The 25,640-nt window shown below is 40.8% G+C and carries 23 protein-coding genes; 8 read left to right on the forward strand and 15 right to left on the reverse strand.

Going from position 1 to position 25,640, the window contains the following annotated elements; translation table 11 throughout:
- Positions 1-15: 15 nt before the first annotated feature.
- A complete protein-coding gene (locus ACFE93_RS20400; RefSeq protein ID WP_375475636.1) occupies positions 16-1,107 on the reverse strand; it encodes a glycosyltransferase family 87 protein in 1,092 nt (363 codons plus the stop codon).
- Between the two features lie 244 nt (positions 1,108-1,351).
- On the reverse strand, positions 1,352-2,395 hold the full coding sequence (csaB, locus tag ACFE93_RS20405) for a polysaccharide pyruvyl transferase CsaB (protein WP_375475692.1): 1,044 nt from the start codon (positions 2,393-2,395) through the stop codon (positions 1,352-1,354).
- A gap of 310 nt (positions 2,396-2,705) precedes the next feature.
- On the opposite strand from csaB, the gene ACFE93_RS20410 reads away from it, so the two are divergent.
- The 4 genes from ACFE93_RS20410 (at position 2,706) to ACFE93_RS20425 (ending at position 5,040) form a co-directional block, all read left to right on the forward strand.
- Complete coding sequence (locus ACFE93_RS20410) at positions 2,706-3,041, forward strand: DUF2499 domain-containing protein (protein ID WP_104906457.1); 336 nt, start codon at positions 2,706-2,708, stop codon at positions 3,039-3,041.
- Positions 3,038-3,337 carry a DUF3593 domain-containing protein gene (locus ACFE93_RS20415; RefSeq protein WP_375475638.1) on the forward strand — a complete coding sequence of 100 codons (300 nt, stop codon included), beginning with the start codon at positions 3,038-3,040 and terminating at the stop codon, positions 3,335-3,337. Before ACFE93_RS20410 ends, ACFE93_RS20415 begins: the two co-directional genes overlap by 4 nt.
- 47 nt (positions 3,338-3,384) lie before the next feature.
- Positions 3,385-4,158 (forward strand): 1-(5-phosphoribosyl)-5-[(5-phosphoribosylamino)methylideneamino]imidazole-4-carboxamide isomerase, encoded by a 774-nt coding sequence (gene hisA / locus ACFE93_RS20420; RefSeq protein ID WP_375475640.1) that lies wholly within the window; start codon positions 3,385-3,387, stop codon positions 4,156-4,158.
- A 489-nt stretch (positions 4,159-4,647) separates the two neighbouring features.
- Complete coding sequence (locus tag ACFE93_RS20425) at positions 4,648-5,040, forward strand: hypothetical protein (protein WP_375475642.1); 393 nt, start codon at positions 4,648-4,650, stop codon at positions 5,038-5,040.
- A 180-nt stretch (positions 5,041-5,220) separates the two neighbouring features.
- Here the strand turns inward: ACFE93_RS20425 and ACFE93_RS20430 are convergent, their stop codons facing one another.
- Together ACFE93_RS20430 and ACFE93_RS20435 are read right to left on the reverse strand one after the other, a co-directional pair.
- Positions 5,221-5,412 carry a hypothetical protein gene (locus ACFE93_RS20430; protein WP_292872983.1) on the reverse strand — a complete coding sequence of 64 codons (192 nt, stop codon included), beginning with the start codon at positions 5,410-5,412 and terminating at the stop codon, positions 5,221-5,223.
- A gap of 409 nt (positions 5,413-5,821) precedes the next feature.
- A complete protein-coding gene (locus ACFE93_RS20435; protein ID WP_375475644.1) occupies positions 5,822-6,427 on the reverse strand; it encodes a DUF3318 domain-containing protein in 606 nt (201 codons plus the stop codon).
- Positions 6,428-6,766: 339 nt separating this feature from the next.
- Between ACFE93_RS20435 and ACFE93_RS20440 the strand changes: the two genes are divergently transcribed.
- A complete protein-coding gene (locus tag ACFE93_RS20440; protein WP_104906465.1) occupies positions 6,767-7,027 on the forward strand; it encodes a hypothetical protein in 261 nt (86 codons plus the stop codon).
- 82 nt (positions 7,028-7,109) lie between these two features.
- Here the strand turns inward: ACFE93_RS20440 and ACFE93_RS20445 are convergent, their stop codons facing one another.
- The 5 genes from ACFE93_RS20445 to ACFE93_RS20465 form a co-directional block, all read right to left on the reverse strand.
- A complete protein-coding gene (locus ACFE93_RS20445; RefSeq protein WP_375475695.1) occupies positions 7,110-8,789 on the reverse strand; it encodes an iron uptake porin in 1,680 nt (559 codons plus the stop codon).
- Between the two features lie 131 nt (positions 8,790-8,920).
- Entirely contained in the window at positions 8,921-9,550 is a 630-nt protein-coding gene (locus ACFE93_RS20450) for a Crp/Fnr family transcriptional regulator (RefSeq protein ID WP_375475697.1), read from the reverse strand.
- A gap of 430 nt (positions 9,551-9,980) precedes the next feature.
- Positions 9,981-10,649, reverse strand: coding sequence for a phosphate signaling complex protein PhoU (gene phoU, locus ACFE93_RS20455; protein ID WP_375475646.1), 669 nt, complete (start codon positions 10,647-10,649; stop codon positions 9,981-9,983).
- Between the two features lie 28 nt (positions 10,650-10,677).
- Entirely contained in the window at positions 10,678-11,997 is a 1,320-nt protein-coding gene (locus tag ACFE93_RS20460; protein ID WP_375475648.1) for a sensor histidine kinase, read from the reverse strand.
- A 53-nt stretch (positions 11,998-12,050) separates the two neighbouring features.
- Positions 12,051-12,803, reverse strand: a complete 753-nt coding sequence (locus ACFE93_RS20465) for a winged helix-turn-helix domain-containing protein (protein ID WP_292872975.1) — start codon at positions 12,801-12,803, stop codon at positions 12,051-12,053.
- Positions 12,804-13,314: 511 nt separating this feature from the next.
- On the opposite strand from ACFE93_RS20465, the gene ACFE93_RS20470 reads away from it, so the two are divergent.
- Both ACFE93_RS20470 and ACFE93_RS20475 read left to right on the forward strand, forming a co-directional pair.
- On the forward strand, positions 13,315-14,298 hold the full coding sequence (locus ACFE93_RS20470; protein WP_375475650.1) for a hypothetical protein: 984 nt from the start codon (positions 13,315-13,317) through the stop codon (positions 14,296-14,298).
- A gap of 53 nt (positions 14,299-14,351) precedes the next feature.
- A complete protein-coding gene (locus tag ACFE93_RS20475) occupies positions 14,352-15,431 on the forward strand; it encodes a hypothetical protein (RefSeq protein WP_375475652.1) in 1,080 nt (359 codons plus the stop codon).
- 436 nt (positions 15,432-15,867) lie between these two features.
- Here the strand turns inward: ACFE93_RS20475 and ACFE93_RS20480 are convergent, their stop codons facing one another.
- The 6 genes from ACFE93_RS20480 to ACFE93_RS20505 all read right to left on the reverse strand — a co-directional run bounded on the left by ACFE93_RS20480 (position 15,868) and on the right by ACFE93_RS20505 (position 24,093).
- Entirely contained in the window at positions 15,868-18,471 is a 2,604-nt protein-coding gene (locus tag ACFE93_RS20480) for a S8 family peptidase (protein ID WP_375475654.1), read from the reverse strand.
- 28 nt (positions 18,472-18,499) lie between these two features.
- Entirely contained in the window at positions 18,500-19,501 is a 1,002-nt protein-coding gene (locus ACFE93_RS20485) for an ATP-binding protein (protein ID WP_375475656.1), read from the reverse strand.
- A gap of 158 nt (positions 19,502-19,659) precedes the next feature.
- Positions 19,660-19,782, reverse strand: coding sequence for a hypothetical protein (locus tag ACFE93_RS20490; RefSeq protein ID WP_375475658.1), 123 nt, complete (start codon positions 19,780-19,782; stop codon positions 19,660-19,662).
- Between the two features lie 255 nt (positions 19,783-20,037).
- Positions 20,038-22,065, reverse strand: coding sequence for a transketolase (gene tkt / locus ACFE93_RS20495; protein WP_375475660.1), 2,028 nt, complete (start codon positions 22,063-22,065; stop codon positions 20,038-20,040).
- A 286-nt stretch (positions 22,066-22,351) separates the two neighbouring features.
- On the reverse strand, positions 22,352-23,602 hold the full coding sequence (gene fabF / locus ACFE93_RS20500; RefSeq protein ID WP_375475662.1) for a beta-ketoacyl-ACP synthase II: 1,251 nt from the start codon (positions 23,600-23,602) through the stop codon (positions 22,352-22,354).
- Between the two features lie 236 nt (positions 23,603-23,838).
- A complete protein-coding gene (locus tag ACFE93_RS20505; protein ID WP_375475664.1) occupies positions 23,839-24,093 on the reverse strand; it encodes an acyl carrier protein in 255 nt (84 codons plus the stop codon).
- A gap of 419 nt (positions 24,094-24,512) precedes the next feature.
- Between ACFE93_RS20505 and ACFE93_RS20510 the strand changes: the two genes are divergently transcribed.
- The gene (locus ACFE93_RS20510; protein ID WP_375475666.1) at positions 24,513-25,418 is read left to right on the forward strand and encodes a CoB--CoM heterodisulfide reductase iron-sulfur subunit B family protein; all 906 of its coding nucleotides are present in this window, start codon (positions 24,513-24,515) and stop codon (positions 25,416-25,418) included.
- Positions 25,419-25,640: the final 222 nt, after the last annotated feature.

Below are 25,640 nucleotides of genomic sequence, written 5' to 3' on the forward strand. Positions count from 1 at the left end.
GCCTACCTTAATGGATTAATCTTTGCTCCCTAAATAAAAAGTGGGATGCTCCCCTGTAAAAGATTGTTGTAGATACAAATACCAACCGACACAACTAACAAGTATCAGAACAATTATATTTGACAAAAGCTCGGCAAAGAATGGGTTATTAGGGAATAATCTTGGACCCACAACCATCAAATCGAGACGACTGATCGAAATATAAGGGTTAACTGATGGATCTTTTAGCCAGAGTGAGAATCCCTGAGTGGAATCTGACAGGAATTGTGTCAAAGAATTGCCCGTCAAAGCTAGACCTAAAAGTGCTAGAAAAGTGATTGTGACAACAGATACAAAAACTAGAGAAAACCGTTTTTTAAGTAGAAAATACAAAATGAATAATGCAGCTAATGTTGGTTTACAAAGGGCAAGTCCCAAGCAAATTCCTGCTGGAATATCTTGATTTTTTCTAGCCAAGATAAACATCCATAAGATCAGAACTGCGATAAAAATAGCAATATTACCAACTTGAAAATCGCGAACTAAGCCATAAATCAAGGCAACCGAGATTGTACAAATAGTTCTCAAAGCTGGCGACTTTGACTCCAGCAGGATATTCGCTCCCCATAAGGCCAAACCGATTGCTAATATATGCATCACAATCGAGATTGTAAATGCAGTATTGATCGAAAAATAACCGAGAAACCAGACCAGAGGAATAATATTAGGTGGATAGACAAACGGTGGAATAAATCCACACACCTTAGTTATGGTACAGAAACTTTGGTTAAAAATCTCGACATTAAAGGGACTCAAATGCTGATGAGCCAATTCACTCGCCACATAATACGACTTAAAATCCCATAAGGGTGGATGTGGTTGATTTAGGAAATAAACTAGCCAACCTGTATAACAGAGAAATCTTGTAACGACTAATACAACACCTGCTTGGACGATAAAGTTAACAATTGGTTTACGAAAAAATTTTATCAACTGTTGAATCACAGAAGATTTTAAGAATAAAGAATTTTTCCAGGCTACCTGTTCATCATCTAATCCCCAGTTCTTTTTAAGAACCCAAGCAACTAAAATTAGTATAATTAGGTTCCAAAAGCCAAAGCTGATCATCAGAATTATCTCAATAATTATTTTAGTGTTTACTAAATAATATCGCCGAAATCAATTTTGATGATAAATACTTAAGTATTTTCATAATTACCTTACAAAATTTTTACAATTACTCTCTTCCTACCAAAATAATCATTAATAAAAGGCTGAAAAAAAGGTATTTACGTTGATACACAACATGATTATTTTGTACAGTGCATAATTTATAGAAGTTTTGCATTTTCTTCGGTATCATTGCTTAATCTTACTTATTACATAAAGCGTGGCTCAATAACTCGCGGTGCATTAATGCCCTATCTACTAAAGATTGTATTTGCTCAGGTGATAACGGATCGCCATTAGCGTAATGCTCCATCCAAGTCAGACTAATCAAATTGGGGTCATCTGGTAAACTAACTAAATCCCATCCCGGCATTTCCAAGTCTTCCATGAGGCGATTTACTTTGGGGTCATAACTGAGAGCAAAGCAGCGACAACCAACAGATGCAGCCATAATTAAACTGTGCAGGCGCATCCCAATTGCCATTTCTACGCCACGAAACACACCTTTTAAAAGTTGCGGATCTTCCAGACATAAAATCTGGCTAACATCTTTAAGATGTGGTTGAATGGCTTCAGCAATACTTAAATCTTCACTTTTTTGAAACGGCAGTAGTAGAATAAAAGTCTGCGTAGCTTTTTGAAAATCTACCAAAGCGCGAGTTAAGTTTGCTAGACGTATTTCTGTAAGTTGGGGATGCGATCGCAACGTTACCGCAACTCTCGGCGCAGGTAAATCCCAAAGCCCAGGTACTGGTTTAGATTCCAACGCCCAAACCGGGTCAGGAGCTATAATACAAGGAATTTGCCAATCAGATAATAAAGCCGCACTGGCGCGATCGCGGACACTAATTTTGGTACAATTACTAAAGGTTTGCTTTGCCAACCAACGAGTTTGCGGACGCACTAACGGGCCAATACCCTGCGCCCAAGCAACAGTTTTCAAACCCATTTTCTGCGCTAATGCCATCAGCCCCCCATAATAAAATGGGCTAATAGTGCTGGTAACATCTTGAATGAGACTCCCGCCGCCCCAAATCAAGGCATCACATGAGCGTAAAGCTTGTAGTACAGGTAAGGGAGCCATGCGATCGTAGGTTTCTACATTGTAGCGATCGCGCGTTTCCTCTGGATTACCAGAAAGCACCACAGGCGTTACATCAGGTGGTAACATTTGCAAAAGCGTTGCTAACAAAGCTTCGTCACCACCATTACCTTTACCGTAATACCCAGACAATAATGCCCGCATCTTGACCATTTTAGATTTTGGATTTTGGATTTTGGATTAATAGCTATTGTTAAATGAATCTCTGTCCCCGATACAGATGGTAAACTCATTCTCAAATTCTATTTTGCATAGTGCAGAAGATAGTTAGAACTCCCTCAGATATCTAACGTTGAGCTTCTCAACTCGGAAGTTGAACCTTTGAACTCGGACGTTGAGCTTCTGAACTCGGAATTTTTAAAATTCTAAAAGAACAAGTAAAGATTTTGTTTAAATAAATATAAAATTCAAGCTACATATCACCTTGACAGTGCTATTCCCCACTCCTAACTGTATGCACACCCTTTCGATTCCCACCTGGATTATTCATGTTTCTAGCGTTATTGAGTGGATTGTTGCCATTTGGTTAATCTGGACTTACGGCGAGCTCACTAATAACCGCAGCTGGTGGGGATTATCCCTTGCCATGTTACCAGCTTTAGTCAGCGCTATGTGTGCTTGTACCTGGCATTATTTCGACAACGCCGAATCTCTGGAATGGCTGGTAACGCTTCAAGCTACCATGACTTTAGTTGGTAATTTTACGCTTTGGGCAGCCGCGTTTTTGATTTGGCGTTCTACCCAATCTGTCAACACTGTTGAACCAAAACCTATTAAATCAGAGCAATGATTTCTAAAGAAACCCTGTTTGCACTTTCACTGTTTCCCTATTTGGGTTTCTTGTGGTTTATCAGCCGCAGTCCGCAAATGCCGCGTTTGGCGCTGTATGGATTTTACGGCACTCTCGTTTTTGTTGCCATTACCATCCCGGCGGGGATTTATGCTGTATTGCATTATGGTAAGTCTTTAGCCAATGTGGATTGGTTGCACGCTGGTGCAGAACTATTTTTGACGCTTTCTAACATATTGCTTGTGCTGGGTTTTGGGCAAGCTGTAAGGCAATTAAAAATGAAAAATGAAAAATAGTAAATTCAGCGATAGATAGCGTTTTGATTGCAATGAGGAAGAGTTAAATGGACGTAATTCCAGCGATTGATTTACTAAAAGGTCACTGTGTGCGACTGTATCAGGGAGACTACGATCGCTCGCAAGTTTTTAGCGAAAATCCTGCTGATGTTGCCAAACAGTGGGTAGATGAAGGTGCGACTAGATTGCATATAGTTGATTTAGACGGTGCAAAAGCAGGTAAAGTAGTAAACCTGGGGGCAATTGAAGCGATCGCTCAAGCAGTGTCAGTACCCATTGAAATTGGTGGAGGATTGCGCGATCGCACCAGCGTGCAACAAGTCTTCAATCTAGGCATACAGTGGGCGATTCTCGGCACTATCGCCGTAGAACAACCCCAGTTAGTGCAAGAACTCTGTGAAGAATTTCCCGAACAGATTATTATCGGTATTGATGCCCGTAACGGCCTAGTTGCAACTCGCGGCTGGTTAGAAACCTCGGAAGTTTTAGCAACTCAACTGGCTGTACAAATGCAAGAATTGGGTGCAGCCGCCATAATTTACACAGATATCCACCGGGATGGTACACTCACAGGCCCAAATTTAGAAGCTTTGCGAGAACTTGCAGCAGCAATTTCCATCCCGATAATTGCCTCTGGCGGAGTAAGTTCTGTCACCGACTTGTTGAGTTTGTTGGCGTTAGAACCTCAAGGCGTGACTGGTGTAATTGTTGGACGTGCTTTGTATACTGGGGATATTTTACTTAAAGAAGCATTACGAGCGATCGGGCCTGGGCGGATTCAGGATATTCCACCGAATCTCGGTTTTTCTAGCTTTGCTTAACATTTTCTTGGGAAGTCCGCTATCAAAATCTAGAATTACCCTGGTTGCGCTGGTGGGATAATCAGGGTAATTTGCTACAAACAGGATGGGAGCGGTCGCAACGCTTGGCTACTAAACTAAGAGAATTAAATATTAGCCTCGACTAGTTAGTTTAATTATTTTGGCAACTATCTTTAGATAGATAAGGTAAACACTACGCGATTTATCATTATAAATCCCCTGCTAGTAGTGAAAAAATCTAAACTGCATATTGATTTTATTTTGTCAAGGTGCAATTCCTTGTATAGTTTCATAAATCAGCAAGGCCCTCTATGGACTGAATCTATATTCATGCTTTCAGTAGATGCAGTTATGACTTTATAAATGCGATTATATATATGTTCTCAAACAATAAATAGTTGCTGTTGTTTAGATAAAAAATTAGATTTCATACAACTTCAGTAACTTTGGTTTTTAGCCAATTGTTTGATGTTTTGAGAAGGTAAGATAATGAATAATATCCTAAAGCGCACACTTCTACCCGGTCTGATGGCTGCCAGTTTAGCTGGTGTTACCTTAGTTCCCGCAAAACCCGCTGCTGCTGATGACCATATACTAAAAGATGTAGGTATTGGGGCTGCTGTCGGTGTAATAACGGGAGGTATTAGGGGACATGGTAGTATATTAGGCAATGCTGCAAAAGGTGGTGCTACTGGTGCAGCTGTCAATGGTGCGAATGGTCTCAGAAGCAATCGTCATCGTCGGAACCTTGGTCAAGATGCCGCAGTCGGGGCAGGGGCTAATGCATTGACTGGTGCAATTACTGGTGATGGCAAACATACCGTTGGCAATGCTATTGAAGGTGGAGTTATAGGTGGAGCAATCCATGTATTAGACAAATAATTCGTAAATTCATCAACTGAAATACTTTACCAGCAGTTAACGCACTTATCCCTCCCTAATTCCTCTCCTTCCTAAAAGCAGCAACCTCTTTTCCCTATTAGGGAGGGGAGGTTGCTGGCTTATATTTATTTGAGATATATGCCCCGTCAGATCGGATGACGTTAGGTTTAATAGTAATCCCTAGCCCTTCAACGCCTTTCTAAAGTTTCGACGATAAGATTGATTTGTAATAAACAAAGCTGGCCATAGCAAAGATAAACCAATCCGATTGGTGAAAGTTGGATTAAAATTAGTCCGTCCAAACCCATTCCAAAACTTCCAAGCCCCGCCTCCGTAAACCACTATCAAGCCAATAAAAATTAAGGTACCCATTCCTATCAACTCCGTTAGTAACTGACAGAATTTAAGTTAAGTTTTACCACAGGAGGTAATCACCTCATCAGCGACACCGAGAAGGTATGACAAAACTCCCCAGTTTTTCATATCTAAGTAAGTTAAACACACATCTCTTATTCCAGTGTAGAATAGCCTCATGGATTGCAGCCAGTTTGAGCCTCATGGATTGCATTTTCTTGCCTAAACACTAGAAGTGTTGGTCTAAATGCACAAAGCCACAGTTGTTACTGAAAGCTTGCTGGAGTTTAAAAAGCGAGAAATTAAGCTTAGACATGACCAAAACCTCATCTGAAATTTAGAGGTTTTTGATTAATTGCTCTTAAAAACTCATATAAACACCTTTCAGTTTAAATGTTGCTACAAATGGGCGACAGAGACATTTATTCTACTTATCATAACTTTCTGGTACACCTACTGGTGATAAACCTGCGATCGCTCGTAAGTTTTGGCAACGAATCAACTCAGTAAAATTGAAACTGGAACGCCCTTCAATTTTGCCTACAGCTTCAATTGCAGATAACAGATGCTGTGCTGCTTCAGCTTCTGAATAACCGCGCCGTTGTGCGATCTTAATTGCGGCTGCATCGGCATTTAACTCTGACTTTTGAGATTTATTAGTACGCCAGATCCTCCAAGCAGCGATCGTACTTAATCCCCCAGCTACAGCAACGCCCACGACATCTGACTGTGCTGCTTCCAAGAATCCGCCTAACAGTCCAGCTAATACCACGCCTTGATAAATGTCGGGTTTAAACCACTTCACCCCCGTCAACCAGCTAACCATCTGCAACAGCAGCAAATCTCGTTGTGGCTTTGGCAAACGACGCCACAAATCAAAATTAATATATATCGGTCGCGCTTGGTTCCAGGGTTGGGGAAAGGAAGCATCAATCACTTTTGCTTGCTCTGGCTTACTAACGATTTTTGTCGTCATCCGACCCGAAGCAGGCATCACATCTAACAAACGGCGAATTTCAACATTTGGCTCCATAAATTTAATTATTAGCCATAATGTGCATAGTAACTAGTACCGCAAGGCGGAAGTCAAAAATCAAAAGTCAAAAGTCAAAAGTATTATGGAATAAGCTCTTTAGGGATTTTAAATGGTTGCTCTATTTACGCTGTAGCGTACTAGGTGTGTAAAAAATAAACTTTTCATGTTAACCTTTGATTTATGAGATGCTCTGGCTGTCTTGAATAAATTCAGATCGAGCCATAAAAATATTGATGAAGCAGTTTGATAGTGTGGCGGGATTTTATAGTATTCGTTTGCCGCCAAATTGAAAATCTCGAAGTTTTGGCTTGACATTAAGACTATATTTGTAACTACATGGACGCTTTTGCTACCCTCCCACCTGAATGGACAAATAAGGCAATACATGCATACAATTTTTGCTGTCCTAACTGCCACTCAAGTAGCCTAGAAGCTGAAAAAGTTTGGCTAAATCGGCGATCGCCTGTACTTACAGAAGACCGTCGTCGCAAATGGCAAGAGTTCTACTACTGTCACTGTGGTTCTGTGTGGTGGGCTTGGAGTAGCGATCGCCCGCCAAAAGATATATCCAATCAGCCAGATTATAATCCTACATAGCTAATTTTCTTCCTAAACAAAACCCCACCTAAAAGTGGGGTTTTGTTTATCTAATTCTGAGCTTTATATCTCATCACCAATTTTAGAAGGTGAAGGTAGTACGTAAAGTACCTACATATTCAGTGTCGTTAGCGTCGTTGTGCTCTGGATTGAAGATTACCAACAAGCCAGGTGTTACTTGAATATTATCGGAAACCTTGTACTTGTAAAGACCCTCTAAGTGATAAGAAGTACTGTCGTCGAAGGTAGTATTGCCGACAACATTTTTGATGCTACCACCAGTAACTTTGGGTGGTTGACCAAATATGATACCTAAAACATTGCCTTCTCCACCAAAGTCTTTCAAAGCAAGCGATCCAGCCCAGTACCAAACATCTGCGTCTGTACCCGCATTAGCACCTGTAAGAGCATCAGCAGTTGTATAACCCCCCCAACCACTAATAGCCAAGGTAGAGCCTAGTTGGAAGGTAGCTTCTATACCATAGTTATTGGATTCAGTGCGAGTACCAGCCCCAAAGGGATTATTGGCAAAAGCGCTACCTGTTCCTTGGAAGAGACTATTAACTGCATTGCCAGCGAAGTAACTACGGGCGTAGGTGAGACCAATATTGAAGGCTTTGCTAGGTTTGAAAGTTAATTGACCGAAGATGGTGTTATCACCATCGAACAGCCCATTATTAAGACCGGGATTATTAGCACCAAAGACATTACCAGCACCACTTGAAGGTGCTAAATAAGCACCAGTCAAACTGATAGCTTTGTTAGGATTTAAAGTAACAGTCAAAGCAGCAGAATTTTGACCTTGACGGTAAATCGGGCTAAAACGTCCGTAGCGAGAGAGTGCACCTCTAGCAGAGCTTGCAAAATCAGGGTTGAAGGGGTTTACGTTTTCCCATAATTCACCACCACTAGCGTCAACTTTGACACGCACCGCGTCAGAAAAGTTGAAAGCGTAGTTGATTTTATCAATCACAACAGCGTTGCCGTTATCTCCATCAAAAGCCAAGCGGCTCATGTTAGTACCAGTACCGGTTGCAACACCACCAACAACGCTACCAACATTAGAAACGGTATTGTTAGCACTCAAGCGGATTTGCAACTGGTCTGTACCAGTGAAACTGCTCAACAAGTTCAAACGAACGCGATCGCTAAAAGTGGTGTTAGAATTCAAGTCTTGAGTAGGAGCACCACCAGGAACTGCTCTAGTGTCACCAAAAACATCAGACACGGCGAAAATTGCTTCTCCAACCAACTTGGTGGTAGTGGAAAACTGATTAGCTTCCAACTCAGAAGTGCGGGCTTCTAGTCCATCAACACGACCGCGCAGAGTTGCTAATTCAGCAGAATATTCTTCTTGTAAACGCTGTAAAGTAGCTAAATCTTGTTTGCTGACTAAATCGGCAGTAGCTGTAGCAATCAGTTCGTTAACCCGGTCTAAACAGGCATTCAAACCTGCGGCAAATTCATAACGGGTTAAAGCACGGTTCCCACGATAAGTACTGTTAGGATAACCTGCAATACAGCCGTAGCGCTCAACAAGAGATTGTAAAGCTTGGAACGCCCAATCTGTAGGCTGCACATCCGAAAACTGAGAAACTGATGTTACCTGACTCATTTCGTTAGACTCTTGAGTTTCAGATAACTGGCCAACATTTGTTACCTGTTCGTTGACTTCAGCAGCTAAAGCACTATTAGCAACGAAAAATGTAGCAGCTAAAACAAAAGGACTAACCTTAAAAAGATTCCAGAATCGTTTTGTCATGTTTTTAATTTCACTCACACCTACAAGAATCCAGCCATGAGAAAATGCTTTAAGCACTTCTGTTTTGTGGATTTCACACACAATCACAGCAATGATTATACCTTTATCCTGTGATTATTACAAGCAATTAGTTAGCATACTGCTGAACTATAATTTTTAATTAATTTATTTGGTAAGCGCAAAATAATGCGGCGTTTGTGACGTAAAACTGTTCCTTCTTCCTCTAACTGCTGTAAGAGTCGGGTAACTGTTACTCGCGTAGTATTTAAGACTTCAGCAATATCTTGATGGGTAACATTTAAATCAATTAGCTTGCCCTTATCTACGTCACGTCCAAATTTTTCACTTAACCATACTAAAAACTGCCATAAGCGTAGCGAAATTGGTTTTCGATGCATAATGCTTAGTAGATCCTCTGCTTGTTGAATATGAGATAACAAAGCATTAATATTCTGATGCCACAAATGAGGTGGCACAATGCTTACTTCCACACCCGTGAGACATTCAATCTGGTAGGGCTTGACTCTAGATAAAGGATAGCCAATCAGATCCCCTAATCCCCAATAACCGAGAGTGATGAATGTTCCATCTTCACTCCACGTTAAGGTACGAACTGCACCGTATTCAATCCGCCAAAGTACATTATTTTGAGGTGGAATTACCTCCCGACGGGTAAATATCTGCTGGGGTAGTTGTCTGCTGAAAGCAGAGCTATTTGACAAGGCAGAAGAGTTTGAAGTAGAACTGAGGGAATACATCATTAACCGTAAATACATAATTATCAGGGAATCTCGCTATTTAAATGATTAAGAAACTCTAATAATTTGTATCAAAATTTACCTGTATATCTGAAAGTCTATTCTGCTCAATCAGAGCTAGGGACTAACTTAAAATCTTCTGATGGCAACAACTTTTGCTTAAGGTATCTATCAGTGAGATAGAGCCAAAATTTTTAGTTATTTATCCGTTACTTTAATTGTGTAAGTTTAAGAATAGGTAAGCTTTTAGTAAAATATTTAGTTAACTTATTTTTAATTATTTGGTATTTTCTAAAGACCAAGTAAGTATGGAGGCGCAAATAATTATGAAGATAGTAGGGTGGAATGGCGCTTACGAAATCGCTGGATTTAGATCCCCGACTTCTTGCAGATACTTGGAGGGTAGAAGTCGGGGATTTGGGCGGCATATCAATTAGGAGCGTTGACCGGTGACGATATATGCTACCCTTTGACCGATATTCGTAGCATGATCTGCCATGCGTTCCAGACAACGAATTGCCAGTGCTAGCAGCACAATTGGCTCGACTACACCAGGCACATCCCGTTGTTGAGCTAAAGTCTGATAAACGCGATCATAGGCATCGTCTACAGTATCATCCAGATGCTTTAAACGGCGTCCACCGGCTTCATCAAAATCTCCCAAAGCCTTTAAGCTGGTTGCTAACATCGCTTGTGCGTGAAGGGACATAGCTTCAATGTCGGGCATTGACGTATGAGGCGCGTAAGGAAAAATTTTAATCGCAATTTCAGCTAAATCCTCAGCATAATCGCCAATGCGCTCTAAGTCTCGCACCAGCTGCATAAAGGCACTCAAGCAGCGCAAATCTGGAGCCGTAGGCGCTTGTAGCGTCATAATCGCCGTACAGTCTGATTCGATTTGTCTATAAAAGCGATCAATCTTTTTATCTAATCGGGGGAGTTCCTCAGCTGCTGTTAAGTTACGAGCAAATAACGCTTGGTGGCTGAGGCGAAATGATTGTTCTACCAAAGCACCCATACGTAATACATCCCGTTCTAAGCGCCTAATGGCGCGTGCGAGTTGTGGTCTTTGCGGATTGGGAGTATAATCGATAGCTTTCACACTTGTTGTCTCAAAGGTGAAGATATTACTAACTATAGTCTTGGCTTAGGGAGTTTGCCATAACTTCAGGAAATTGGAGTTGCATCCACGCACCGCCAGTTTCTGGATGGTTCATCGCTTTGATTGAACCACCGTGAGCGAGAAGAATTTGCTCAACGATCGCTAATCCTAATCCATTACCAACGATCGCTCCTATGGAGTTACTATCTTGGGGGGAATGGGTTCGCGCTTTATCTCCTCGATAAAATCGCTCAAAAACGTGGGGTAAATCTGCCTCCGAAAACCCGACTCCAGAATCAATAAGACTTATTTCCAAAATTGAGGAAGCAGAATCATTATCCTTTGTTGATAAGATTTTCGCTTCAAGGTAAATGCTTGTACCAGAAGGACTGTACTTAATGCTATTGTCTAGCAAATTGAGAAAAACCTGGTAAATCCGGGCTTTATCTGCCTTAATCCAAAGATTTTCTGGGCCAGAATAAGAAAAAGACAGATGTTGACGCTGTGCTAAGGGTTCTAGTGTTTCCCAAACAGATGTAATGAGCGATCGCAATTCTACAGCTTTAGCTTGCAATTGCATATTTGGGTTTGCTTCCATTTGGGTAAGTTCTAACCAGCTTTGCACCAAGTTAATCAGCCGATCAACTTCTTGCATGAGGCGGTTAACCCAACGATTTAAAGGCGGTTCTAAACGGTTTTGTAAAGTTTCTACAACTAAGCGAATCGAAGTTAGCGGCGTTCTGAGTTCGTGTGCTAAATCGGAAAAAGAGCGATCGCGTACTTGATTTATATCTAATAGGGGTTGACGATTTTCTAAAAAGACTCCCACTTGTCCATTGGGTAAAGGCAAGCTAGAAGCCCGCAAAGCTAGAGATTTGATTGTTGCCATCTCTGCTGCATCATCACAAGATGGATGAAATATCCATTCTCCCATTTGTGGTTTTTGCCTATCACGAGTTTGCTCAATTAAATGGTCAAGTTCGTAAGACCTTACCAACTCCAATAACAAGCGCACCTGTTCTGGTTGCCACCTTTGCAGATACAAAATTTCCTGTGCCTGTCGATTACACCACAGCAGTTGATTTTCCTCATCCACTTGCAAATATCCCACTGGGGCAAAACTTAGGAGGTCTTGGTAAGTTTGCAACGACTGCTGCAAATCTTGCTGTTGCTGTTTCACCATTGCTATTTCTTGCCGCAACCCAGGAATCAACAGCAATACCATCTTATAAGAATGCGAGGTTAACGGTCGGAGTAAGCGCCCCAGGTAGCGACTAAGTTGAACCTGTTGCCAAACCCAAAACCCAATGCCTACCGCTAAACCTAGAAAAAATCCCAATAAAAGCATTTGAGTTGTTAGTTTCTTGGTGACTACTAAAAACTAACAACTATCCCAACTAATTATCCAAACCTATAGCCAAAACCTCTTACAGTCACAATATATTCGGGATGACTGGGGTCTTGCTCTAATTTTTCGCGCAACCACCGAATGTGAACGTCTACAGTTTTACTATCGCCGACGAAATCCGGCCCCCAAACCTGATCGAGCAATTGTTCCCGTGACCATACCCGGCGAGCGTAACTCATAAACAGTTCCAGCAAGCGGAACTCTTTGGGAGAAAGACTCACTTCTTGACCGCGAACCAGCACGCGACATTCTTGGGGATTCAAGGAGACATCCTTAAATTTTAATACAGGTATTTGTGGCAAATTACTTAGGCGTTGGCGGCGGAGTAAAGCGCGACAACGAGCAACTAACTCGCGCATACTAAAAGGTTTGGTCAGGTAGTCATCTGCACCCACCTCTAACCCCAAAACACGGTCAGTTTCACTACCCTTAGCACTGAGCATTAAAATCGGTACTGGGTTGCCTTGATGACGCAGCAAACGGCAAATATCTAGCCCATTGATTTGCGGCAGCATCAAATCAAGAATGACCAGATCGAAGGGAAGTTCCCCTGAATTGGTTTCAAAACTTTTGAGATACTCTATAGCAGACCGCCCATCGGGGGCAGTTATCACCCCGTAACCTTCTTCTTCCAGAGCTACAGCTAGCATTTCCTGGATTAATTCTTCATCTTCTACTACTAGAATACGGCTGGTTTGTCCAATATCCGTTCTGGCAGAGTATTTGGTCGATTCACTGGTATACATTGATATCACAAAAGTCTAGGACTGTGCTTGTATCAATTAGGATGATTAATTCTATTATCTCGCCTTACTGCAACCGCGCTTCTACTAGGGTTAATTCTTTTAGATTTTATTTACAAAAAGTAACATATACCACAGCAGTCTCTTAAATCATAAATCACTGTGCCTGCAAGCTTCTAAATAGTTTTTTAATTAAGGACTTTAAATTTTCAATTTTGTCTTCACAAGATCCAAAGACATTATTGCATGAAGGATTATCTTGACAGAGGAGATTAGTTTAGGTATATTTGCTTTAGTACAAATATACTACTAAACCTCAAAGGGAAAACTATACCTGAAAAACAGAAAGACATATATGTGGAAAATTCGTACCCACTAAGTCTTAGATGCGATGATTTCAGTATTTCCACCGCGTTAAAAATGTTGATTTAAAGGCTACTCTGATGTCTGCATAGGGTAGTCATTGGTATGGCTTGCTACCCAATAAAATTTGCCTATTGAAGGGAGTTGGAAGATGACTACAGTTGGAGTCAAGGACAGCAAACAACAACTAATGCAAGCATTTCAACAAATTATTATCCAAAGAAAAAAACTTGAATCTAAAATAGCAACCAAACAAGAGGAAGCAGAAAAAGCAAAAAGTCAAGGAATTCTGCAAGCAGCTTCTGCATATACAGTTGATAGTATTGTCAAAGGTTTAGCTGATTTACAATTGGAGTTTGGCAGTATTCTCAACGGATTATCTGAAAAACTAACTCAGGAAAATTCCAAGTTAGATGAATTGAACCGAGCTATAGAAATTGAAACTCAACGTCTACAAGAACTGCAACAAATTAGAGTTGTAGCGGATACTCTAGACATTTTAAGTCAAGAACACCAAGAAAAACTAAAAATTCTCGAACAAGATACTATTAGCAAAAGGGAAGCGCTAGAGAAAGAAATTACAATCAGGCGGAAAGAATGGCAAAAGGAACAAGCAGAGTATGAAGAAAAACTCCAAGTATATAATGATTTATTAGCCAAAGATCGCCAGCAAGAACAAGAAGAATTTCAGTATAAGTTAGAAACTACTCGTAAACTCAATACAGACAGCTACGAAGGGATAAAGCGCCAACAACAAAGGGAAATACAAGAAAATTCTCAGAAAAAAGAGAAAAATTGGGCAGAACGAGAAAAAATCCTCGCTGAACGCCAACCACTCTTTGCAGATTATCAACAAAAAGTAACTATATTTCCTAACGAACTTGAAGAAGCCGTTAAGAAGGCTAGAGAAGAAGCAATTAAAGAAACAAGCCAGAAAGCTAAAATTGAGGCTGATTTACTTGAAAGAGAATGGGAATCGAACAAACAGAGTTATGAACAAAAAATTCAATCTCTGGAAGAAACAATTAAGAAACAGTCTGAGCAAATAGAAGGCATTTCTGCTCAATTGCAAACTGCATTAAAACAAGCACAAGACTTAGCTCTGAGGGCTTTTGGTAGTTCTAACCCTAAATAGTTGTGAATTCGTAGCATCTTAACAATTTTGAATTCCTGAAGAGGAGGTTTGTTGTGGTGGGGAAAAAACCGACTGATAAGAATACTAAAGTAGAAATTCTTCAAGCGTATGAGGAGTTAGCAAAAGAAAAAGCAGCACTGAAATCAGAACTTGATAAAGTTGGCAAAGAAAACCAGTCTGGAACTAAAGAACAGCCTAAATTAGAACAAAAAATAGCTATGAATCAGCTTTCTAGTATCCAACAAAAAATGAACAATACAATTGAAAGCTTGGCGAAGGTTCAATTAGGTTTTGGCAGTGCTGCTAATGAATTATCGGAACAGCTAACCACAAAAGCCTCTAAATTGGAAGAAATTAGGCGAACTTTAGAAGAAGAAATCCAACAATTAACACAGCTGCATAATTTAGAAATTTCTGATGATATCTTGGATACTCTCATCCAAGCCTATGAAGATAATACTAAAGCTTATCAGGAAGAATATAGCCGACGTTCTGAAGTGTTATTCCAAGAAATACTAGAGCAAAGAAATACTTGGGGAAAAGAACAGGAGGAACAGCAACGGGCGATAAAAGAACGGAATGAAAACTTGAATAAAACTCGGCAACGCGATACAACAGAGTATAAGTATAATTTAGAACTCCAGCGTCAACTGCAAAATGACGAATACGAACAAGAGCAGAAAGCGCTGTATAAGCAACTAGAAGAATCACTACAAGAAACAGAAAAGCTGTGGGCTGAACGAGAGAAAGCGATTTCTGAGAGAGAGAAACAATTTGAAGAGTTAAAAGCTAAGGTAGAGGCTTTTCCGAAAGATAAAGAAGCAGCCATCAAAAAAGCTACAGAAGAAGGTAAAGGCATCGCCCACTACCAAGCTAAAGTCAAATCAGATTTATATTCTAAGGAAGTGGAAGGGCAAAAGCGTTTCTATGAACAAAGACTGCAATCTTTAGAACAAACTATTACTAATCAAGAGACACGAATTCAAAATCTTTCTAAACAACTTGAATCCGCTCCTAAACAAGTTCAGGATTTGGCAGTTAAAGCTATTGAAGGTACTTCAAATGTTAATTCATATCAGGCAATCAAAGAAATAGCTTTAGAACAGGCAAAGACTCAAGCAAAAAATAAATAAGCTGATTTATTTTTGATGAAAATTGCAGAGAATTAATTGAATTTAATTCTCTGCAAGTAATTTTAATGCTTTTTATTCGGTTTTATTTGGTTTTTTGATGTCTGAGGGAGGTTGTACTTTCTTCTTTGTTGGGCTAACCTGCGTTTGCTTAAATGCTTTGTTGGAATTTTGTTCTTGACTAGACATAATACTAAGTTTTAATATTTACATTATGGGTATTATTGATTACATAAATATATCACAGAGAATTTAAGTTTAACTAAAAAAGTTGGTAAATAATGTTACCTCTGTAGGAACTTTCACTTTTAACAGGATAAATACAAATCTTAATAGGCATCTGCTGAAAAAGAGACGTAGTACTGCTACATCTCTACAAGGGTTCTGGATAATGCATATTTAATTTCTGGAGATGTTTAATAGCGGGGGTGCGATCGCTTTAGTTACCTACAATAGATTGAACTTCTATCAGTGGTTCAATCTCTGTTTCAACTTGAGCCTCAACAATAGACGTATAAATTGAAACATCGGTTTGTATCGCTTCAAAGCTTATAACTAAAGAGTATGGAACGCTAGCTTCTGGATCGTTATTCCAACCTTCATGTCCAACTACCGCAATAGAAAATGCTTCCGTGAGTTCAAATGAATTTACAACAGCCCAATCCTTCTGAAGGGTTCCTGCACTTCTAGATACACCTTTAATTATTCCGTGATGATTTTGTTTGCCGAGCATCCATTTAAAAAGGCCTTCTCCCTTCTCTACATCTTCTGGAGCAACAAACTCTTCCAAAACTCTAGCCTTAAAAAGTTCTGGATCTTCTCCTTTTTTACTACATTCCCAATCAAGCCAAGTTGAAAGATATTTTCGGCGATTTCTACGGGTTCGACGTGGTTGGGCTTTGTACGATAAAGTAACCTCCAGAAGAATCTTAAATGCCTCTCCTTGAGAACGTAATTTTTCTGGCAGTTTTACTTGGTAAATATGAGCTTGTTTAGCTACAATACGGCGCTCTCCTGTTGTCATCAAAGTGATTCTATTGGGAGCATTACCCAAAGCACGATCAACATCGGGAAGACCATAACCAATTTGACGTAGGATGTGCAGTTTATCGCCACCATATCCCACTATCCATTCTGGCCATCTTGCTGATTGTACTATTAATGCACGGTAAAGAAGGCAACTTTCATTAGGTAACTCAGCAGCAAGACGTGCAGCAATATGGCTTACTTTGGGTACTGCAAAAGAAGTACCAACTTTATCAGCCCCAATCGCTGGGCCACCGTTCAAAGTTGATCTTACTAATTCGGGACAAACATCTTTAGGGAAAGTGATATTTGGTGGTGTAGCTTCATCTTTCACTAAATCCCCACCATATTCAACTACTTCTGGCTTAATTGTTTTCCAAATTCCCAATCCAGAGCATGAAAATGCTGATGGTTTATCACTTTGTGAAATAGAAGAATAGGGGGGTAAGTTATAAGAAATTGAAGCAATAGAACCAACCGTTAAAGCTTGAAAACTTTGTGCTGGATCAGCAATTCTACAAGAACTATCTAGTAAATAATCTGGATATATTCTATTTGCAGCAAGATGTTCTTTGACAGATAATCTTGTAAAGCCTATTTTACCATCTAGAGGTAAGTTTCCTGCTGAGACAATAAAGAGAATATCATTTTGCCATGTTAGATTATCAATAGCTGACGCCCAAGCACTCATATATCGAGTTCTACAAGGAACAGAAGCATTGATAGAATGATTAAATAATCTTGTTCCGGCTTGTGTTTGGTAAATTCCTACAATCTCATCTAGAAGATTAGGTGGAAATAGTTGCTTAGGTAATTTACATTTTTCATCTAAAACTCTTGCATTTTGAATCCAGAAAATACAGTTTTTACCTTCTGTACGAGGTATAGTTCTTGGATAAAGAACAGCACCGGCTACACTAGTTCCGTGTCCACCATTAACATAATCAGCAGTTTTATTTATCTCTCCAGTAACCCAAGATATAGAGTTTACTGAGTCAATCGCTGCTTTTAGTAATGGATGTCTTTCTTGAATACCACTATCTATAATACATACTTTGGGAGCATTCAATTCTGGAGGTTCTAGTTGAAATAAGGGGAAGAAAGAATCATATAATTTTTCTTTTTGAAGAAGTTCTAAAAATTCATTTGGTTCACTGACATCAAAAATATATGGGAAACTGAAAACTAAATCTTTTATTCCTTTACCGGAAATTTGAATTCTACATAAGAAACAGTCTGGTATATGAGCAGATTTAGAAATATGTCCATCAATATTTTTTATGATTACTCCATTATATGTTTTATCTTGAACAAAATCTAGAAATTGCTCCTCAATTTCAGATTTTATATTATCCCATTGTTCATAGGATAAATTACGTTGGTTAATCCAGTTATTAACTCTTTGAATAAACTGATAGTTACTTTCATGAGTTTTTTGTACTGGGTAGTCAGTAAATTGATCTTTATTTCCTATACAGGATAATCCTACATCAACAGTATATATTTGGTCATCTTTAACTTGATTCCAATGTTCTATTAAATCTTGGGCAAGAATATATTCGGGTCTTCTACTTCCATCTATAATTTCCCAAATTTCTGCAATTTTATTACCACCACGTTCTTTATTAATAAATTTTTCTATCTTTTTTTGGAACTCACTTAGTTCTATATCAAGGGAAATACCAAGAATATATCCATCCTCCAATTCAGCAATTACTTCAATGCCAAATGTTCTAAGTCTATCTGCATCGAAATAAGAAGGATCTATCTTTAAAATAAGCGAGATAGGATAGAGAACTTTAGATTTGTTCTTTTCTTCACGTTTTTCTTGAGTATCTTGCCAATCAAATATTAAGGTTTCAATAGAAACCTTTAGTTTATTGCCATGTTCTTGGCGATTACCCAAATTAGCAACTGTTATTGGATTTCTTATTAATGCACCTGGTAGCGATGCAGCACGTCCTTCTGTTGTCAACCTAAGCGTAATATGCGGAAAACCCTGAGAACTTTCAACCATTTATTTATCCAGACACCAAAAATTAATACTAGGAAACTTTGATTTCTGCGATCGCTTCTTCTAAGTGTTCATGAATCACTAGCTCCTCCCGCTCAAGGATTGCTCGTTTAGCTGCATCTTGTGCAACCCTCACAGCTTGAGCTGCAGAAAAACCTCTCATCTGCTCAATGATCCTTGGCCAGTTGATAGATCCCACTTCAATTGCAGATAGTGTTTCCTTTAGTATAAATTCTAGCTCCTGTTCTCCGGGTTTGGGTACTGCGATCAAATCATCAAATCTTCTCCAAAGAGCAGTATCTAGAGATTTATTCAAATTCGTTGCTGCTACCAAAAGCCCAGAAGATGGTTGATATTCGTCCAAAATTTGAAGAAATGTATTTACTACTCGCTTAATTTCTCCTACTTCTTGAGAGTCTTCTCGTGACTTAGCAATCGAGTCACATTCATCAAGAAACAGTAAACATGGACTTTTTGAGGCATCTTCAAATACAAGTCTCAAATTGGTTGCAGTTTCGCCTAAAAAAGACGATACCATTGCATCAAATCGAACTTTCAGGAGTGGTAAACCGGTATTCCAAGCTAAACGTTCTGCTCCTAGCGTCTTTCCACAGCCAGGAGGCCCATATAGAAGAATTTTTTGTCTGTAACGCAATCCATGATGAGCAAGCCTATCTCTTGCCGCATACTCGCGTTCAATTCGGCGAAAACGTTTCTCAATATTTTCAGGCAACACCATATGATGCCGCAAATTGTCCCTTGGTATAATAGTTACCAAAGGAAGATTAAATCTCTTACTGGTTGGTAATTCAGTTAAAGCCTGTAAGTTTTCTGGTATTGAAGAAGCAGGTTTGCTGATGTTAGTAGGCTTCTCTTTCTGGCTTTTTTTAGTGATATTCTCTAACTGGTCAGCTAAGAGAGTATGCCCCTTAGTGCGTTCTTCCTCAATCACTAAATATGTCAGCTTGTCAATCGCCTCTTGATCTGAACTAGCGATCGCCCTAAAAAATCTCTTGAGAAGCTCTGCTTTCATACTGCCTCTCAGTATAAATAGTAACTTTTTATCTGTATAGTACTATTGTACTACACAAGCTAGTGCGTTTTAGATTATAACGCGATCTGTTTATCGCTAATCATTATATTAAGTTATATAAACTGAAAATCATTTTTCTGCTTAGGAATTTAACATATCTAACCATAAGACATTGCTTTAAGGTCTATATCATCTTCCCCTTCGATCAATAACAAAGTTATCATATGTCCCTCAACAAACCCTGTTAATCTGAAATCAGACATAGCTTTTAGTTCTTCCATAGAAACTTTCTCTGAATAATATTTAAATATCATTTTAATTGCTTTATCTTTATCTAGATAATACTGATAGCTACTATCCTATTGCATCAAATGTTCTACAGTTTTTGTTATCCGAGCTAGAAGTACGTCTTTTTCCTCAGAAACTTCCTACCAATTAGTAACTTATTACTCCAATTATAGTTAATCTTCCTTTACATAAAAAAAGGGTAGACTCTTTAGCCCACCCCACACTATTTTGAGAAGATTCTGTTGCTATTAATCCAACAATTGTTTAGCCTTAGCTAACACATTATCAACACTAAAGCCAAACTTCTCTAAACAAACACCACCTGGAGCCGAAGCACCAAAGCGATCAATACTAACACAATCGCCTTCAGTACCCACATACTTGTGCCAACCGAAACTAGCGGCAGCTTCTACAGACAAACGCTTGGTGACAGCTTTCGGCAGAATGGACTCTTTATAAGCCGCATCCTGTGCTTCAAACAGTTCCCATGAAGGTAGCGAGACAACACGGACTTTCTTGCCTTCAGCCTTGAGTTTTTCGGCTGCGCCGACGGCGAGGCTCAGTTCTGAACCAGTTCCAATCAGGATGATATCAGGTGTACCTTCGCTATCTACCACGGTGTATCCACCCTTCGCCACGCCTTCAACCGATGTACCTGCCAAGTTGGGGACGTTTTGACGAGTCAACGCCAACAGAGACGGAGCGTTTTGCTTCGCTTTCTCGATCGCTATTTTATAAGCGCCAGAGGTTTCGTTACCGTCTGCGGGACGAAACACTAATAAATTAGGAATAGCTCGCAAGGAAGCCAGAGTTTCAATGGGTTGGTGCGTGGGGCCATCTTCACCTTGTCCAATGGAATCGTGAGTCATCACCCAAATCGAGCCAGCTTGGGAAAGGGCGGATAAGCGGATGGCAGCACGCATATAGTCTGTGAAGATCAAGAAGGTAGCACCGTAGGGAATTAATCCCGAAGCGTGCAGCGCTATCCCATTACAGATTGCGCCCATAGCATGTTCCCGCACCCCAAAGTGGATGTTGGGGTTTTCGTAGTGTCCTTTTTGGAAGTCGCCTTTGCCCTTGACTTCGGTAAGGTTGGAGTGGGTCAAGTCAGCCGAACCACCAATCAATTCAGGTAAAACTGCCGCCAGTTTGTTGAGGCAAGTTTCTGAGTGTTTGCGGGTAGGCAGTCCTTTGTCTTCGGGGGTGTAGGTGGGTAGTACCTTATCCCAGCCGTCGGGCAGTTTGCCGCTAATGTAGCGTTCAAATTCAGCCGCTTCTTGGGCATACTTAGCTTTGTAGTCGCCAAAGGTCTTGTTCCATTCCTCTTCGTAACCTGCGCCGCGCTCAACTGCTTTGCGGGTGTGGTTGAGGGCTTCTTCTGGGACTACGAAAGGCTCGTATTCCCAACCCAAATTTTTCCGAGTCAATGCTATTTCGTCTCCACCAAGGGCAGCACCGTGAACACCAGCAGTATTTGCTTTGTTGGGGGAACCGTAACCAATAATGGTTGTTACCTTGATGAAAGAAGGCTTATCGGTAACAGCTTTGGCTGCTTCAATTGCTTTGGCGATCGCTTCTAAATCCGTGTTACCATCTTCGACGTGTTGGACGTGCCAACCGTAAGCTTCAAAGCGCTTGGAAACATCTTCGGTGAATGCCACATCTGTGGAACCGTCGATCGAAATGTGGTTGTCGTCGTACAGAGTGATGAGTTTGCCTAATCCCAAGTGTCCTGCAAAAGAACAAGCTTCACCAGAAATTCCTTCCATGTTGCAACCGTCACCCACAATCACGTAGGTGTAATGGTCAACAATCTTGCTATCGGGTTTGTTAAATTTAGCGGCAAGGTGGGCTTCGGCGATCGCTAAACCGACTCCATTGGCAATTCCTTGACCCAAGGGGCCAGTGGTGACTTCCACACCTGGGGTCATGAAGTTTTCGGGGTGTCCGGGGGTTTTGGATTCCCATTGGCGGAATTGCTTGATATCTTCAATGCTTACACTGTCGTAGCCTGTCAAGTAAAGCAGGGCGTACTGCAACATCGAGCCATGACCGGCAGATAAGACAAAGCGATCGCGATTAAACCATTTGGGATTCTTGGGATTAAACTTCATGAAGCGATCCCAAAGAACAAAAGCCATCGGAGCCGCGCCCATTGGTAGTCCTGGGTGTCCCGATTTTGCCTTTTCTACGGCATCAACAGCCAAGAAGCGGATCGAGTTAATAGCCAGTTCTTCGACGGACAATTCTTTGGCGGATTGGGTTGCAACAGTCATAATCTCTTGTTTTTAACGACGGGTTAGCACTCTTCGTAGCTTCTCTTGCTGGGGTTATTTTAGATTCCCCACAGTATCCTTATCATCCCACTCCTGCTTGTCGATGGACAAGCGGGATCTCTTGAGTTTCTGGTGATAAATCAAGCTGATAATTGGGTCATGCCGAACGCTTACTTTATATCGGAATGATATTTTTGATACTTTGGGTATGGGGCATGGGGGAGAAATCAATTCAAAATTCAAAATTCAAAATTCAAAATTAAAGAATTCTGACTCCTGACTTTTTTTAAACGTATTTCTTAAAGGCCAGTGTGACATTATGACCGCCAAATCCAAAGGAATTGGATATTGCCACTTCGACTTTTTGAGCGCGGCTAGAGTTAGGCACGTAATCTAAGTCACACTCAGGATCGGGATTTTCCAGATTAATTGTTGGTGGAATTTGGTCATTAGCGATCGCTAGTACTGTTGCAACTGCTTCAATACCTCCAGAACCGCCTAATAAATGACCTGTCATCGATTTGGTGGAGCTAATTGCCACCTTATAGGCATATTCTCCCAAGGCTTTTTTGATTGCTGAGGTTTCAGTTGAATCGTTAGCTGGGGTACTAGTGCCGTGGGCGTTAATATAGCTAATTTGTTCGGGAGTTATACTGGCATCTTTGAGAGCCAGTTCGATTGCTCTAGCGGCTCCAAGTCCACCAGGTACGGGAGAAGTGATATGGTAAGCATCACAAGTCATGCCATAACCGATCATTTCTGCATAAATGTGAGCGCCGCGACTGATGGCGTGTTGCAGTTCTTCTAGAATTAAAATTCCTGAACCTTCACCCAAAACAAATCCGTTGCGATCGCGGTCAAAAGGACGGCAAGCTTTACTTGGGTCATCATTGCTAAAAGAGAGTGCCTTGCAGGCGGCGAACCCAGCTATCGACAATGGTGTGACAGCTGATTCCGTTCCTCCGCAAATCATCGCCTGGGCATATCCCCCTTGAATTAAGCGAAAAGCATCTCCAATGGCGTTAGAACCAGCGGCACAGGCTGTTACAGAACAGGAGTTTGGCCCTTTAGCACCCGTGTGAATTGCCGTTAATCCTGCCGCCATATTGGCGATCATCATCGGAATCATGAATGGACTACAGCGATCGGGGCCACGGTTGAGGTAGATAGTTTGCTGGTCTTCTAATACCTTAATCCCACCAACGCCAGAACCGATCATCACACCTACCTGTTCTGCATTCAGGTCATTGATTACTAACTCCGCGTTAGCTAGAGCCTGTTTTGCTGCCGCAACCCCAAATTGGGAAAATCGATCCATGCGCTTGGCCTCTTTACGCTCCAAGTAATCATGCGGATCGAAGTTTTTCACCTCACCAGCAATCCGGCAATCATGGCGAGACGGATCAAATAATGTGATGTAGTCAATGCCATTGCGTCCACTCAATAATCCATTCCAATATTCTGTTGCTGTGTTACCTATAGGTGTAATCGCGCCAACACCAGTTACAACAACGCGTTTACGTGTATGATCTGTCATGATTCAGTTAAAAATGGCGAAAAAGCTAGCAGGCAAAAAATTTGAGGTTAGCGACTAGGTACTGGTGAGCCAGCGCGATCTTAAAGGTTTCCTTTACGAGCGACTGGCATCGGATTTGCTGACTTCAAGTGATTGTCGTTAACGTCAGTATTGGTGACATTAGCAGTGTCAGGCGAAGAGTGGCTAGATATTAGAGAAAAATCTCTCCAATCCCAATCCTCAATTCCAATCCTCAGTTAAGCTGAGGCGGTAACTTTGTTATCGATGTAATCTACTGCGTCTTGAACCGATGTAATCTGCTCGGCAGCTTCATCGGGAATTTCGATATCAAATTCTTCTTCCAAGGCCATCACCAACTCAACGGTATCGAGCGAATCTGCTCCCAGGTCTTCCATAAACTTGGCTTGTGGTGTGACTTTATCTGGGGGTTCAACACTCAGCTGTTCGATGACGATTTTCTTGACCTTTTCAAAAAGTTCCGTTTGGCTCATAAATAAAAGTCCTTAACCACTTGCTACGATCTGCTCTTTAGAGGAGACATTGTTTTGAGCATATACATCTTATCGTCAAGCGCGATCGCCCGCATACTTCCAAGGGTTTTTCTGTTAGAAAACCTCTCTCATTCCTAAAATAAATCGGGTAAGTTTTCTCTTAACACTTGAGCAGTGGAGCGTACTACGCCATCGCCGATCCCGTGTAAATGCTTTGGTTTTTCAATTATTGCTAAAATTTTTTACAATGTCTCGATCGGTATTTACAGCCTTGCTAGCAATTAAGAATATGTAGATGCTGCGACCCTTTAATCTAGAAGCTTAAAGGATAGCTAAACGTCAAACATCAGAATAGTGCTAACAAGGAATGATAAAACAGTTATTGTTTAGAGCGATCGCTCTAACCCAAACATACTTCTATGCTACCTCAGACACTCAAATACGCTTACTTCCCCGGTTGTGTTGCTCAAGGGGCCTGTCGGGAACTTTACCAATCAACTCAAGCACTTACCCAAGCACTGGGTATTGAACTAGTTGAACTTAAAAAAGCTGCTTGCTGCGGTTCAGGCACATTTAAAGAAGATTCGCAACTGCTAGAAGATACAGTCAACGCCAGAAATATTGCCCTAGCAGAAGAATTAAATCTGCCCTTACTTACCCATTGCAGCACTTGTCAAGGTGTTATTGGTCATGTAAACGAACACCTGAAAGAATGTAAGACTTCTAACCCTGTTTACATTGAACAGGTTAATGGCTTGCTAAATAAAGAAGGCTGTTCGCCTTATCGCGGCAGTACTGACGTTAAACATCTTCTTTACGCCTTAGTAACAGATTACGGTTTAGAGGAAATTACCAAACGTGTCACTCGGAAGTTAACTGGATTAAAATGTGCAGCTTTTTATGGCTGTTATCTCCTCCGCGCTCAAAAATCTATGCCTTATGACGACCCTTTCCAACCGGAAGCGATGGAAAATATGTTTCGGGCAGTGGGTGCAACACCAATTTATTATCGAGGGCGGACACAATGTTGTGGTTGGCCCCTTGCTAGCTATGCCACTACCCAATCTTTCAAAATGGCGGGGATGCATATTCAGGACGCTTTGACATCTGGTGCTGATTGTATAGTTACGCCTTGTCCTCTGTGCCACTTAAATTTAGATTCGCGTCAGCCAGAGGTAGAAAAGGTGATTGAACAGAAGCTAGGTTTACCAGTGTTGCATTTACCCCAGTTGATTGCTTTGGCACTTGGGGTTAGTCCAAAAGAACTGGGTTTAGAACGCCACGTTGTTTCCACAAAGCCAGTGTTGGAAAAATTAGGATTTTAGTTTTAGAACTAGTCCTTTCAATGTAATTGGTATAATCTCTTTTTTCTCTCTGCGTCCTCCGCGTCTCTGCGGTTTAAAAGTCTTTTATTTAACCACAGAGGCACAGAGAACACATTAAGAGGTTAAAGAGAGTTTATTGAGCAAATTTTACCTACCTTGAAAGGCCTAGTCCTAAGTTTATGGAGTACAAGGGGCTTAAGTCCCTTGTCTGGTTCGTAATAA

Origin of the sequence: uncultured Nostoc sp., from assembly GCF_964247315.1 — a bacterium.
In the GTDB taxonomy this organism is placed as follows: domain Bacteria; phylum Cyanobacteriota; class Cyanobacteriia; order Cyanobacteriales; family Nostocaceae; genus Nostoc.

What these genes read in the sequence shown, in the direction of transcription:
- ACFE93_RS20400 (WP_375475636.1), bottom strand. Translation starts at nt 1,107, where the DNA reads ATGATCAGCTTTGGCTTTTGGAACCTAATTATACTAATTTTAGTTGCT.
- csaB (WP_375475692.1), bottom strand. Translation starts at nt 2,395, where the DNA reads ATGCGGGCATTATTGTCTGGGTATTACGGTAAAGGTAATGGTGGTGAC.
- ACFE93_RS20410 (WP_104906457.1), top strand. Translation starts at nt 2,706, where the DNA reads ATGCACACCCTTTCGATTCCCACCTGGATTATTCATGTTTCTAGCGTT.
- ACFE93_RS20415 (WP_375475638.1), top strand. Translation starts at nt 3,038, where the DNA reads ATGATTTCTAAAGAAACCCTGTTTGCACTTTCACTGTTTCCCTATTTG.
- hisA (WP_375475640.1), top strand. Translation starts at nt 3,385, where the DNA reads ATGGACGTAATTCCAGCGATTGATTTACTAAAAGGTCACTGTGTGCGA.
- ACFE93_RS20425 (WP_375475642.1), top strand. Translation starts at nt 4,648, where the DNA reads ATGAATAATATCCTAAAGCGCACACTTCTACCCGGTCTGATGGCTGCC.
- ACFE93_RS20430 (WP_292872983.1), bottom strand. Translation starts at nt 5,412, where the DNA reads ATGGGTACCTTAATTTTTATTGGCTTGATAGTGGTTTACGGAGGCGGG.
- ACFE93_RS20435 (WP_375475644.1), bottom strand. Translation starts at nt 6,427, where the DNA reads ATGGAGCCAAATGTTGAAATTCGCCGTTTGTTAGATGTGATGCCTGCT.
- ACFE93_RS20440 (WP_104906465.1), top strand. Translation starts at nt 6,767, where the DNA reads ATGGACGCTTTTGCTACCCTCCCACCTGAATGGACAAATAAGGCAATA.
- ACFE93_RS20445 (WP_375475695.1), bottom strand. Translation starts at nt 8,789, where the DNA reads ATGACAAAACGATTCTGGAATCTTTTTAAGGTTAGTCCTTTTGTTTTA.
- ACFE93_RS20450 (WP_375475697.1), bottom strand. Translation starts at nt 9,550, where the DNA reads ATGATGTATTCCCTCAGTTCTACTTCAAACTCTTCTGCCTTGTCAAAT.
- ACFE93_RS20460 (WP_375475648.1), bottom strand. Translation starts at nt 11,997, where the DNA reads ATGCTTTTATTGGGATTTTTTCTAGGTTTAGCGGTAGGCATTGGGTTT.
- ACFE93_RS20465 (WP_292872975.1), bottom strand. Translation starts at nt 12,803, where the DNA reads ATGTATACCAGTGAATCGACCAAATACTCTGCCAGAACGGATATTGGA.
- ACFE93_RS20470 (WP_375475650.1), top strand. Translation starts at nt 13,315, where the DNA reads ATGACTACAGTTGGAGTCAAGGACAGCAAACAACAACTAATGCAAGCA.
- ACFE93_RS20480 (WP_375475654.1), bottom strand. Translation starts at nt 18,471, where the DNA reads ATGGTTGAAAGTTCTCAGGGTTTTCCGCATATTACGCTTAGGTTGACA.
- ACFE93_RS20485 (WP_375475656.1), bottom strand. Translation starts at nt 19,501, where the DNA reads ATGAAAGCAGAGCTTCTCAAGAGATTTTTTAGGGCGATCGCTAGTTCA.
- ACFE93_RS20490 (WP_375475658.1), bottom strand. Translation starts at nt 19,782, where the DNA reads ATGGAAGAACTAAAAGCTATGTCTGATTTCAGATTAACAGGGTTTGTT.
- tkt (WP_375475660.1), bottom strand. Translation starts at nt 22,065, where the DNA reads ATGACTGTTGCAACCCAATCCGCCAAAGAATTGTCCGTCGAAGAACTG.
- fabF (WP_375475662.1), bottom strand. Translation starts at nt 23,602, where the DNA reads ATGACAGATCATACACGTAAACGCGTTGTTGTAACTGGTGTTGGCGCG.
- ACFE93_RS20505 (WP_375475664.1), bottom strand. Translation starts at nt 24,093, where the DNA reads ATGAGCCAAACGGAACTTTTTGAAAAGGTCAAGAAAATCGTCATCGAA.
- ACFE93_RS20510 (WP_375475666.1), top strand. Translation starts at nt 24,513, where the DNA reads ATGCTACCTCAGACACTCAAATACGCTTACTTCCCCGGTTGTGTTGCT.